General features: G+C 42.8%; 14 protein-coding genes. 11 read left to right on the forward strand and 3 right to left on the reverse strand.

Translation table 11 applies throughout. The annotated features are described in order from the left end of the window. Positions 1-25 precede the first annotated feature (25 nt). Positions 26-436, reverse strand: coding sequence for a hypothetical protein (locus MHI60_RS07435; protein WP_034283636.1), 411 nt, complete (start codon positions 434-436; stop codon positions 26-28). 15 nt (positions 437-451) lie between these two features. Then, positions 452-1,771, reverse strand: a complete 1,320-nt coding sequence (locus MHI60_RS07440) for a hydrolase (RefSeq protein ID WP_342502677.1) — start codon at positions 1,769-1,771, stop codon at positions 452-454. Positions 1,772-2,065: 294 nt separating this feature from the next. Here MHI60_RS07440 and MHI60_RS07445 point away from each other — a divergent pair, with 294 nt between their 5' ends. From MHI60_RS07445 to wrbA, 10 genes are all read left to right on the forward strand, one after another. Then, complete coding sequence (locus MHI60_RS07445) at positions 2,066-2,272, forward strand: DUF951 domain-containing protein (RefSeq protein ID WP_095410039.1); 207 nt, start codon at positions 2,066-2,068, stop codon at positions 2,270-2,272. Positions 2,273-2,488: 216 nt separating this feature from the next. Further along, positions 2,489-3,589 carry a redox-regulated ATPase YchF gene (gene ychF, locus MHI60_RS07450; RefSeq protein WP_048238325.1) on the forward strand — a complete coding sequence of 367 codons (1,101 nt, stop codon included), beginning with the start codon at positions 2,489-2,491 and terminating at the stop codon, positions 3,587-3,589. 108 nt (positions 3,590-3,697) lie between these two features. Then, positions 3,698-3,985, forward strand: coding sequence for a 30S ribosomal protein S6 (gene rpsF / locus MHI60_RS07455; protein WP_024424058.1), 288 nt, complete (start codon positions 3,698-3,700; stop codon positions 3,983-3,985). 36 nt (positions 3,986-4,021) lie between these two features. After that, positions 4,022-4,564, forward strand: a complete 543-nt coding sequence (gene ssbA / locus MHI60_RS07460; protein WP_007497456.1) for a single-stranded DNA-binding protein SsbA — start codon at positions 4,022-4,024, stop codon at positions 4,562-4,564. Between the two features lie 40 nt (positions 4,565-4,604). Then, complete coding sequence (gene rpsR, locus MHI60_RS07465; protein WP_008347556.1) at positions 4,605-4,844, forward strand: 30S ribosomal protein S18; 240 nt, start codon at positions 4,605-4,607, stop codon at positions 4,842-4,844. Between the two features lie 202 nt (positions 4,845-5,046). Next, positions 5,047-6,012 (forward strand): ABC transporter ATP-binding protein, encoded by a 966-nt coding sequence (locus MHI60_RS07470; RefSeq protein WP_144484279.1) that lies wholly within the window; start codon positions 5,047-5,049, stop codon positions 6,010-6,012. After that, on the forward strand, positions 6,005-7,522 hold the full coding sequence (gene opuFB / locus MHI60_RS07475) for an osmoprotectant update ABC transporter permease/substrate-binding subunit OpuFB (protein ID WP_144484276.1): 1,518 nt from the start codon (positions 6,005-6,007) through the stop codon (positions 7,520-7,522). The genes MHI60_RS07470 and opuFB overlap by 8 nt, the downstream gene beginning before the upstream one ends. 211 nt (positions 7,523-7,733) lie before the next feature. Then, complete coding sequence (locus tag MHI60_RS07480) at positions 7,734-8,684, forward strand: ring-cleaving dioxygenase (RefSeq protein ID WP_144484274.1); 951 nt, start codon at positions 7,734-7,736, stop codon at positions 8,682-8,684. After that, entirely contained in the window at positions 8,681-9,289 is a 609-nt protein-coding gene (locus MHI60_RS07485) for an alpha/beta hydrolase (RefSeq protein ID WP_144484270.1), read from the forward strand. The genes MHI60_RS07480 and MHI60_RS07485 overlap by 4 nt, the downstream gene beginning before the upstream one ends. Positions 9,290-9,361: 72 nt before the next feature. Then, positions 9,362-9,976, forward strand: a complete 615-nt coding sequence (gene wrbA, locus MHI60_RS07490; RefSeq protein WP_034283654.1) for an NAD(P)H:quinone oxidoreductase — start codon at positions 9,362-9,364, stop codon at positions 9,974-9,976. Between the two features lie 48 nt (positions 9,977-10,024). On the opposite strand, the gene katX is transcribed toward wrbA, so the two are convergent. After that, entirely contained in the window at positions 10,025-11,614 is a 1,590-nt protein-coding gene (gene katX, locus MHI60_RS07495) for a catalase KatX (protein WP_048238321.1), read from the reverse strand. A gap of 105 nt (positions 11,615-11,719) precedes the next feature. Between katX and MHI60_RS07500 the strand changes: the two genes are divergently transcribed. Next, the gene (locus MHI60_RS07500; RefSeq protein WP_144484267.1) at positions 11,720-12,379 is read left to right on the forward strand and encodes an aspartate/glutamate racemase family protein; all 660 of its coding nucleotides are present in this window, start codon (positions 11,720-11,722) and stop codon (positions 12,377-12,379) included. Positions 12,380-12,414: the final 35 nt, after the last annotated feature.

Here is a 12,414-nt window from a genome sequence, read left to right on the forward strand (position 1 = left end):
GCACCTCTCTTTTTAAGAGCGTGCTTTATTTTATTTGAATTGAATCAATAGCTTCTTTGATATCATCATAGACAGGCATTTGCTTGAGACGCTGGAGACGATCCTCTAATTCTGAAATGGCCTGCCCCTTTAAATGCTGGGAGATATGTTGTTTGACAATGGTTGTCTGGTTTATCATATCTTCTGTTTTAGACAATTGATACTCCAAGTGCACACGAGTATTTGCTAATTCGTCGTGCAGCCGCATTTTGAGCAGCCGTTTTAGATCCTTTCGCTGCCCCTCTCTGCGCATGGCCTGAATGGCGGCAATTTCTTCAGGAGACTGTGTTTGCGTGTGTGGTGCCGATTGATTTTCGAATACAGACATGGAGCGGCGGGCACTCACATTTTGCAAGAAACGCTGGGCGTCACTAGGAGGTTTATTTTGATTGATCATGCGATGGCTCCTTTCTTAATGAATACCCATTTGCACCGCAAGGCGTCTATCTGCCTTGGCGTAGTCATCACCCATTGTGTACATATGTCTTGAAAGGGCAGAAAGCTCTTGTTCGTAATCCCTCAGGGTGTACAAGGCATTCAGTTGTTTTTCGTGTGAATAAAAGGAAGAATGTGCCTGTTCCATCCTAACTTCCTCTACCAGTGCTTCCACATCACTATGACTTAATAAATCATAGTGTCCAAAGCCGACGAGTCCTTTGAGCTCTTGTTTTACATGATGGACGGCGTCTTTTACGCTTTCATCAATTCCATCGATTTTTCCAAATACAGTGTGCACTTCATGTTCAATAATACTTTGTAGATCATAGGATGAATTTTTCAGTAAATGGGATTTTATGATAATTTCAAGTCCGTTTTGTGCATATGCTCGTCCAGAATGAATTTCTTGCAGCAGCATGGCTGTAAAACTTGTATTATGATCAAGCTGTTCATCTAAAATACGGGCGGATCCATTCGGATGGAATGAATATCCTTTTACTTTGAATTCTCCTGAAACGAGAGCTAAAAAAGCATTTGTATCAAAGGATTCGTTCCATTCTATATTCATAGATGTAAAAGCTGATTTTAAAAAGGTGTCAATTTCTCTTTTTTTGTATTTCACGGATTCTTGGACGGAGTCTTGCTGGCGTGGCGGTACGGTGTACTTGACTTGTCCAATTCCTTGATCATGACGATTGAGTAAACCGACGTAATGACTAGGCTGAATATATTCAGTCAACATGTGTGTATATTGACCTTGATTCGCCTTTTGCTGAATCGAAGGTGACAGGCTGCTCCATATATTTGGACTGTCAAAGGTGACGGCTTTTTTGACAGCTGGCTGTTCTGTTGCAACATAAGCACAAACAGCACCGGCAAGGGCTTGTCCAGTGAGATAGATACCTGCATTTGGATGCTTCTGACAGACTGTCTCTATGTATTCCTTCCCTTTAAAAAAGACATGATCTTGATTGCCGTCAAGGGATTTTCTTTCAATTGGATAGGCATAATCTGTTTTGAGCAATGTCTGAGCTGCGTTGTGTACATCTTGCGGTGATGTCACCGTCGTTTGGTTTGGCAGTGGACAGTGAAAAGCGACGATGAATTCATCTGATTGTTCTGGCTTCATTGTTAAACCATATAATTTATGGTCGATCTTTAGAAAATCGTGGACAGTGAGCGTTTGCTGCCCTATTTCTATCGTATGGTGCTGCTGGTAATTGTCGAGATTTCCAGCATGATCGGATATGATTTTATATTCTTTATCAGTTAATCTATCCTTTCGATTGACCATCGTACCTGCTCCCTCACATAACATTTATGCAGATATCATAAATCAAAAAATATGGAAAAACCACAGCGTTCTACCAATAAAAACCTTTTGACCTACAGTGTTTGTGACAATATTGAAAAAAAGCGGAGTTTAAGTAACTATTGGTCACAAATAAAATGATCTAAAAGAAGGGTTTTTTCTTTAATAAAGAATAGGATGAACGATTGAAAGAGACTCTTTGTTTTGTGCATTGCTCTCCATCGCCGTTTTTTTGTACAATAGATGCAATGAAGTGAGCAGGAGAGGTGAAGGCTGATGGCAGACAAAGCGTTTGGGTTACATGATGTTGTTGAAATGAAAAAGCCCCATCCATGTGGTGCCAATCGGTGGAAGGTCATTCGTTTGGGCATGGATATCCGCATTAAATGTGAAGGATGCGGACACAGCGTGATGATTCCAAGAAGAGATTTTGAACGAAAAATGAAGAAAATTCTCGTCAAGCATGAGGAGCCAACTACTTAAGTAGGCCTCATGCTTTTTTCATTAAATTTGTTTTTTCTACAGCAGAGCCAGGTGCAATTTCCCGTTTTAAAGCATTGATTTATTCTTTTTGACGAAGTTTCTTCTATTGAAAATGCATGATGGTTAGCTTGTCTTTTCATGTAAACCTACTTATAATTGCTCTAGGTTCATATTACGCAGTATAACGAGCACGTTTGATATAGAGGAGATGAAAGAATGGCTTTAACAGCTGGTATTGTTGGCTTACCTAACGTCGGGAAGTCAACGCTATTTAATGCAATTACACAGGCTGGAGCGGAGTCTGCTAACTATCCGTTTTGTACCATTGATCCAAACGTCGGAATTGTAGAGGTTCCAGACGAGCGTTTACAAAAGCTAACAGAATTGGTGCAGCCGAAAAAGACAGTTCCCACTGCTTTCGAATTCACTGATATCGCGGGTATTGTCAAAGGTGCATCTAAAGGTGAAGGTTTAGGGAATAAATTCCTTTCTCATATTCGTCAAGTAGATGCGATCTGTCACGTGGTCAGAGCTTTTGCAGACGATAACATTACACACGTAGCTGGTAAGGTTGATCCGGTGTCAGATATTGAAACGATTAATCTTGAATTGATTTTGGCTGATTTAGAAACAGTTGAAAAGCGTTTGGCTCGTGTGAGTAAGCTTGCAAAACAAAAGGACAAGGAAGCAGTAGCTGAATTTGAGATTTTGTCGAAGCTAATGAACGCATTTGAAGCTGGGAAATCGGCAAGATCTGTAGAATTTACTGATGAGCAGCAAAAGCTTGTGAAACAGCTTCATTTACTTACATCTAAACCAGTTCTTTATGTAGCAAATGTGAGTGAGGATGAAGTAGCGGATCATGACGGCAACGAATATGTGCAGCAAATCCGTGAGTTTGCTTCTGGTGAAAACGCTGAAGTCATCGTCGTTTGTGCGAAGATCGAGTCTGAAATTGCAGAGCTTGAAGGAGAAGAGAAGCAGATGTTCCTTGAAGAGCTTGGCATCAAAGAGTCAGGACTAGATCAGCTGATTCAAGCATCTTATTCACTTCTTGGCTTAGCTACTTATTTCACAGCAGGAGAGCAGGAAGTACGCGCTTGGACGTTTAAAAAAGGAATGAAGGCACCGGAATGTGCTGGAATCATTCATACGGACTTTGAACGTGGGTTTATTCGTGCTGAAACGGTTGCATATGAAGATTTACTTGCTGGCGGAAGCATGTCTGCTGCAAAAGAGGCTGGAAAAGTCCGTCTAGAAGGTAAAGAATATGTAGTGAAAGATGGAGACGTCATTCATTTCCGTTTTAATGTATAGGTTCTTGTCATAGGCCAAGTGATTTGTTATAATATACAATTGTGAGTAATATAATTTATTGCTCCTTGCCCGTTTAGGGCCGCTTAGACCAAAAGGAGGTGCAATCAGATGAGAAAGTACGAAGTTATGTACATCATCCGCCCAACAGTTGACGATGAGGCTAAAAAAGCAGTTATCGAGCGTTTCAATAACGTGTTAACTTCTAACGGTGCGGAGATCACTGGAACAAAGGATTGGGGTAAACGTCGTCTTGCATACGAAATCAATGATTTCCGTGACGGTTTCTACCAAATCGTAAACGTTCAATCTGACGCTGCAGCAGTTCAAGAATTTGACCGCTTAGCTAAGATCAGTGACGATATCATTCGACACATTGTTGTTAAAGAAGAAGTATAAATCATTGAAATATATATTTAAAGGTGGTCTTTCAATATGCTAAACCGTGTTGTATTGGTCGGAAGACTAACAAAAGACCCTGAGCTTCGCTACACGCCTAATGGTGCGGCTGTAGCCACGTTTACTCTAGCTGTGAATCGTACGTTTACGAATCAATCTGGAGAGCGTGAAGCCGATTTCATTAACTGTGTTACTTGGAGAAGACAAGCCGAGAACGTGGCTAATTTCTTGAAAAAAGGAAGTCTTGCCGGTGTAGACGGTCGTTTGCAGACAAGAAACTATGAAAATCAGCAAGGACAGCGTGTCTTCGTGACAGAGGTTCAAGCTGAAAGTGTTCAATTTCTTGAGCCTAAGAGCGGCGGTGCTGGTTCAGGTGGATACAGCGGCGGTGGCAATAGCGGAGGCCAGTATTATGGCGGTAGCCAAAACGATCAGAACCCATTTGGAAATGAACCAAGTCAAAATCCATATGGCAATCAAAACAACCAAAATCGTAATCAGGGAAATAGCTTCAATGATGACCCATTTGCGAACGATGGTAAACCGATTGACATCTCCGATGATGATTTGCCATTCTAATTGATCTGAAAAAATGACTAAAGGAAAGGTGTGAAAACAAATGGCAGGTGGACGCAGAGGCGGTCGTGCGAAACGTCGTAAAGTATGTTTCTTTACTTCTAACGGCATCACGCACATCGATTACAAGGATGTTGATCTTCTTAGAAAGTTTGTTTCTGAGCGTGGTAAAATTTTACCTCGTCGTGTAACAGGAACTAGCGCTAAGTATCAACGTAAATTGACATTAGCGATTAAAAAATCACGTCAAATGGCATTACTTCCATACGTTACTGGTGAGTAAGTCGTTGACTTACAAGCGGAGAGCCTCGAGCTCTTCGCTTTTTTTATTTGTCTCACTAAGAAACTCATCTATTTTTGCTAGAGCTGTTTTTGGCAATCAACCTAGGGGAAGTATGTAAAAGTGACAGTTTATTCTATACAAATATGAGGTTGATCTGTCATATTGGTAGTCTAGAAAATAATTGCAGTCAGGGCGTGGGAAGATGATTGAATTTAAAAAGGTATCGATGCAATTTTCTGATGAGCGCTATGCCGTTCAATCTGTTGATTTGGAGATTCAGCAAGGTGAGTTTTTTGTATTGATTGGACCTAGTGGCAGCGGGAAAACGACGACATTGAAAATGATCAATCGTCTTATTTCTTCTACAGAAGGTGAGATTTACATAAAGGGTCAAAAAGTAAGTGATTATGATATGTATGAGCTTCGCTGGGATATCGGTTATGTTCTGCAGCAAATTGCACTTTTTCCTCATATGACCATAGAAGAAAATATTGCTGTGGTGCCAGAGCTCAAACAGTGGAGCCGGAATGAGACCAATCAGCGTGTCGATGAACTCATGTTGATGGTCGGGCTTGATCCTGCTATGTATCGACATCGAAAGCCAGCAGAGCTATCTGGTGGACAGCAGCAGCGTGTCGGTGTGGCACGTGCACTTGCAGCTGATCCTGAGATTGTCCTGATGGATGAACCTTTTAGTGCGTTAGATCCACTAACGAGGGAGAAATTGCAGGATGATCTGCTTGATTTGCAGCGCCGTATTCAAAAGACCATTGTTTTTGTGACGCATGATATGCAGGAAGCGATGAAGCTGGGTGATCGGATTTGTGTGATGAATGAAGGAAAAGTAGTGCAGATCGGACGTCCTGAGGAATTGGTTCAACAACCTGCTAATGCTTTTGTACAGGAGTTTGTTTCAGGGGCTGTCCGTCATGTGGGATATCAAGCATTCGAACTGGAGACTTTGACTCAAGCAATAGCTCACGAAGCTCTTTTAGGCTATGAGGCGGTCTCAGCACAAGCCACACTGGATGAAGTCTTGTCTCAATTGGCAAAGCACGAGGAATTGGCTGTTGAAAAGAATGGGGAGCGGATTGGACTAGTGAATCGTCAAGCGGTGATTCAGTTTTTAGCTGATTCTCCTAAAGAGAGGGGTGAGTCACATGAATGATTGGACTCGTGTGTTATGGGAACGAAAAGAACAATTGGGGCACGCCTTACTTGAGCATATTCAAATTTCTTTTATTGCTTTATTTTTAGCGATTTTGATTGCTATTCCATTAGGTATCTATTTAACGAGGGTTCCAAAGCTAGCGGAATGGATCATTGGGGTGACGGCTGTCTTGCAAACAATTCCGTCGCTTGCACTGCTTGGCTTGCTGATTCCTCTCGTGGGGATTGGGCAAGTGCCTGCGATTATTGCGCTTGTGGTCTATGCCTTACTCCCTATTTTAAGAAATACATATACAGGCATTCAGGAGGTTGATCCTTCTCTGAGAGAAGCGGCGCTTGCTATGGGGATGAATCATCGCAAACGGTTATTAAAGGTGGAACTTCCTCTTGCTATGCCAGTCATCATGGCGGGTATCCGAACCGGGATGGTTCTCATTGTGGGGACCGCCACTCTGGCAGCACTGATCGGAGCTGGGGGATTAGGAAGCTTAATCCTGCTGGGAATTGATCGAAATGATATGTCGCTCATTGTTATTGGCGCGATACCAGCTGCCTTACTTGCACTCTTATTTGATGTGGTGCTGCGAACCTTTGAGAAAATTTCCTTTAAAAAGACTGTGATTTCTGTGACTGTTTTTGCTCTGATTGCAGGAGCAGTTGTCGCTGCCCCCTCGCTGTTTCAGCAAGAAAAGAAAGAAATCACCATTGGCGGAAAGTTAGGATCAGAGCCTGAAATTTTGATCTCGATGTATAAGCTTTTAATTGAACAGGATACAGATATTCAAGTGAACCTGAAGCCCGGTCTTGGTAAGACGTCTTTTGTTTTTCAGGCTTTACGCTCTGGTGATATTGATATTTATCCTGAGTTTACGGGTACAGCGATATCTGAATTCCTCAAAGAAACAGCGAAAAGCACAGATAAAAGAAAAGTGTATGAGCAAGCGCGGCGCGGATTGGAATCGTCCTTTCAGCTCCGCCTTCTTGAGCCCATGGCATACAACAATACGTATGCTTTAGCCGTGCCGCAGTCACTGGCTGATCAATATGAGGTGTCCAACATTTCAGATCTAGGTAAGATTAAAAATCGTATAAAAGCTGGATTCACCTTAGAATTTTCTGATCGTCAGGATGGGTATCGAGGCATTCAAAAAACCTATCAATTTTCCTTTGATGATGTCGTAACGATGGAGCCGAAGCTTCGCTATCGAGCGATTCAGAAAGGGGATATCAATTTGGTCGATGCGTATTCGACAGACAGTGAATTGAGACAATACAAATTAAAGGTGCTTGATGATGATCAGCATGTTTTCCCGCCATATCAAGGAGCACCGCTGCTCAGGCAGGAGACATTAACTGAATACCCTGAGATTGAGACCTCTCTCAATAAGCTTGCGGGTCAAATCACAGACGATGAGATGAGAGAAATGAATTATGAAGTCAATGTGAAGGGGAAGGATGCATTCCAGGTAGCAAAAGCCTATTTAAAAAAGAAAAAATTGCTGCAATAATTAAGGAAGAGCAGAGCTGTTTCATGCAAAGCAGCTCTGCTTTTTTAAAAGAAAAACAAAAATCATTGACTTTTACTTAAAAACATCATATCCTTAATTCGAGATAAATATATTTTTTTGATCTAATATCTCGAATTCGAGATAATATAAAGATGTTAGTAAAGGCATAATGAATAAAGGCTTGTTTACTTCAAATAGGAGGTCATGAGAAGTGAAAAAAACAGAAGGAATTCACCATATTACAGCAATTGTGGGTCATCCTCAGGAGAACGTTGATTTTTATGCAGGTGTTTTAGGACTTCGTCTTGTGAAGAAGACCGTGAATTTTGATGATCCGGGCACATACCATTTATATTTTGGAAATGAAGGCGGCTCTCCAGGGACAATTATTACGTTTTTCCCTTGGCCGGGTGCACAAAAAGGTCAAATTGGTGCAGGTCAAGTGGGCGTGACGACATATGTTGTACCGACAGGCTCTTTCTCTTTCTGGAAGGATCGTCTTGAGCAGTTCAATGTCTCTTATGAAACGGTTGAACGCTTTGGTGAAGCTTTTCTCTCATTTGAAGATCCACACGGCTTATTGATTGAGCTAGTAGAACGTGCAGAAGGAAAGCAAAACGAGTGGACATTTAATGGTGTCACACCAGATGTAGCCATTAAAGGATTTGGCGGAGCTGTTTTATTAACATCACAGCCGGAGCAAACGATGCAGCTGCTAGAGCAGACGATGGGACTTGAACGAGTTGGAGAAGAAGGAGACTATGTGAGATTCCGTTCGTTTGGTGAAATAGGCAATGTGATCGATGTGAATAAGATGCCTGTTCCACGAGGACGTATGGGTGTTGGGGTAGTGCACCATATTGCATGGAGAGCAACAGATGATCAGGACCAATTAGATTGGCAAAGACATATTGCTCAAAGCGGGTACCACGTGACACCTGTGCAAGACCGAAATTACTTCAATGCCATTTATTTTAAAGAGCTTGGCGGCATATTATTTGAGATTGCCACAGATCCCCCAGGGTTTGCACACGACGAATCAGTGGAAACAATGGGTGAAGCATTGAAACTGCCACCGCAATATGAGGCGCAGCGCAGTCAGATTGAACAAATTGTGCTTCCAATTGAAGTGAGAGAAGTGAAAGGGAAAGGAGATTCATGATGAAGCATCTTTTTCGAAAAGGAAAGAATGAACAAAGACCTGTTCTGTTATTACTGCACGGAACTGGCGGGACGGAAGAAGATTTATTGCCGCTTGCACAGATAGTAGATCCTGATGCATCTGTTCTTAGTGTGAGAGGAAATGTATTAGAAAACGGCATGCCGCGTTTTTTCAGACGTTTGGCAGAGGGTATATTTGATGAGCAGGATTTGATTGAACGTACAGAGGAACTATATACATTTATCGGCGAAGCAGCTAATGAATATGGGTTTGATCGCCACAATGTGGTGGCTATCGGATATTCCAATGGGGCGAATATTGCTGGAAGCTTGCTATTCCATTATGGAGATGCCCTAAAAGGCGCCATCCTGCATCATCCAATGGTGCCAAGACGCGGGGTTTCATTGCCTTCATTAGCGGGGAAACAAGTCTTTATAGCAGCTGGTGAAAATGACCCAATGTGCCGTCCAGAGGAATCACAGGAGCTGGAGCAATTGCTGCAGGGTGCAGGCGCATCGGTTACCCTTCATTGGGAAAACCGTGGACATCAGTTAACGAGAGAAGAAGTCGATGCTGCGGCTTTATGGTATCGTCGTCAATTTTAAATAAGGTGGGGAATACAGGTGGGATTTTTACAGAAGCTTTTTGGGCAAAATAAACCAAAGGAGATGGAACAAATGGAAAACGTAAAATTAGCGATTATTTATTATAGTTCAACAGGTACAAACTATCAGATGGCGAAATGGGCTGAAGCTGGAGCAAAAGAAGCTGGCGCAGAAGTCAAAGTATTAAAAGTTGCTGAATTGGCACCAGAAGCAGTTGTAGCTTCAAATCCAGCATGGAAAGCACATTTAGACGAAACAAAGGATGTGCCAGAGGTTCAATTAAGTGATTTAGAGTGGGCAGATGCTATCATCTTTAGCATGCCGACACGTTTCGGTAACCTGCCAGCTCAAATGAAGCAGTTCTTAGATACGACAGGCGGCTTATGGTTCCAAGGTAAATTAGCAAACAAAGCAGTGAGCGCGATGACATCTGCTCAAAACGCAAATGGTGGACAGGAGCAGACGGTTCTCAGCCTTTATACGACGATGTTCCACTGGGGAGCCATTATTGCCGCTCCTGGATACACAGATGATTCCTTATACGGTGCAGGGGGCAACCCTTATGGCGTAAGTGTCACTGTTGACCAAAATGGAAAAATCCAAGAGGATGCAGAAGCAGCTGTGAAACATCAGGCAAAACGTACAGTCAATGTAGCAGAATGGATCAAAAAAGGTCAAAACGCTTAATAGATGTATACAAAAAGAATGCAGCCTCGCCGCTGCATTCTTTTTTCATTAATAAGGATCTGATGGTGTGCTGTTGTTGATGGCTTCGTCCACGGCTTGAGCAGCGCCTGTAGAGCCGATAGGTCCACTTGGCTGCTCTTGTTTAAAGGCTTTTAAGCCGTCAGCGACACGCTTTCCGTAATCAGGATCTGCTTTTGTAAAGTTTTCAATCATTTGGTCTTGAATGTCCTTTTGACATGTCGCAAGAGTATTGACTAAGTTCTTAATCAGTTCCTCACGCTCCCAATCATTAAAACGGCGATACGTTTCTCCCGCTTGTCCAAAGTTGTTTGGGCGGTCAATGGCTTCTCGCTTGACTTCACCCTCTACAAAAGGCGTATGATCCTTTCCGTCCTGTTTGGCTTCTTTTAATCCCCCGAGGATCGACGGCTCATAATTCACATGGGGATTTTGCCCTTTGCCTTGATCGACATGGTATTCCATTTGTCCGTCTCTCTGATTGGTGGCGACATGCTTTTTCGGTGCATTGATCGGCAATTGTAAATAGTTTGGTCCTACACGATATCGCTGCGTGTCAGAGTAGGAGAAGGTGCGGCCTTGTAGCAATTTATCATCCGAGAAGTCCAAACCGTCTACGAGTACACCAGTCCCAAAGGCAACCTGCTCGACTTCTGCGAAATAGTTTTCTGGATTTTTGTTTAATACCATCCGTCCGATTGGTTTCCATGGATAGTCATCCTTGTACCAAAGCTTTGTCGGATCAAGCGGATCAAAGTCGAGGTGAGGGTGGGCATCATCTTCCATGATCTGTGCATATACCTCCCATTCAGGATGATCTCCTTGCTCAATGGCTTCATATAAATCCTGTGTGGCATGGTTAAAATTTTCTCCCTGGATGGCTTGCGCCTGTTCTTGGGTCAGGTTGCGAATACCTTGTTTCGGTTCAAAATGATATTTGACCAGTACCGCTTTTCCTTCATGGTTTACCCATTTGTACGCATGGACACCTGAGCCTTGCATGTGCCGGTATGTTGCGGGGATGCCCCATGGTGAAAAGAGAAATGTCACCATATGCGTCGCCTCAGGCGATTGTGAGACAAAATCAAAAATACGCTCGCCGTCCTGACGATTGGTGACAGGATCAGGCTTAAAGGCATGAACCAAATCAGGGAACTTTAAAGCATCTCGGATAAAGAAAATTTTCAGGTTGTTCCCCACGAGATCCCAGTTGCCTTCCTCTGTATAAAATTTAATCGCAAACCCTCTCGGATCGCGTAATGTTTCTGGCGAATGCCCGCCGTGAATCACAGAAGAAAAACGAACAAAAACAGGCGTCTTTTTCCCTTTTTCCTGAAACAATTTCGCTCTCGTATAGGTGGAGATGGGTTCATCGCCGAATGTGCCGTAGGCTTCAAAATAACCGTGAGCTCCAGCACCGCGTGCATGAACGACACGTTCAGGGATGCGTTCACGATCAAAATGACTGATTTTCTCTAGGAAATCGTAGTTTTCAAGCGTAGTGGGTCCTCTATTCCCAACAGTTCTCATATTTTGATTGTCTGTTACTGGATGACCTTGCCGATTTGTTAAGGTTTCTTCTGACTCTGAAGATGGTTTAGGCTGTTGATCTTCTTTCAATTCGAATCCCTCCTTCAATATCTCCCTAACAATATGGTCATGTTTCTCCCTATTTCATACAAGGATTGATATAATGATTGAAAACTTTCACGAGGAGCAAACCAGATGATTCGATTACACTGCCTTCACGCCCATCCATCCAATCAGTCATATATAGAAGATGTTTTTGTTGATACAGATGTTGATTTGCATCACATGGTCGATTCATCATTTATAGAACGCGCCACACAAGATCCTGCATTTGATCACCACATGCAGCAAACGTATGCAATCAACAGATTAAGGCAAGAAAGTGAAGCCGATCTCATTCTGCTCACGTGTACACAATACATTGCTGCTCTAGGTGATCAGCAGCACCTTTTCAAACAACCGATTGTTCCGATCGATGAACCGTTATTTGAGCTGATTTGTGAGAAAAAGGGTCCTCTTCAACTGGTGTTTTCCAACCCAGATACAGTGGATGGGACGATGCAGCGGCTTGAATCATATGCCACAGAGCGGGGCAAACAGGTTGAAGGAGAAATGGTTGTGATGGAGGATGTCTTTCATCTCTGCCTAAACGGTGATATGCAAGCCTATGATGAACAAATCAAGGAACAGCTGAGAAGATGTATGAAGCAAAAAGGCAGAGACATTTGCGTGATGCAGCTTTCGATGGTTCATGCGGCAAAGCAGGTGGAGCGGGAGACAGGCGTTCCTATCATTCATCCGCTTTCTCCACTAAAACAGTTTGTCCATCAAACACTATCCGCATGGAAAGAGTGAACCCCATCAGGTTCGCTCTTTTTGTATAGGAACGT

It is taken from the genome of Bacillus sp. FSL K6-3200, assembly GCF_038630485.1.
Taxonomy (GTDB): domain Bacteria; phylum Bacillota; class Bacilli; order Bacillales; family Bacillaceae; genus Bacillus; species Bacillus safensis.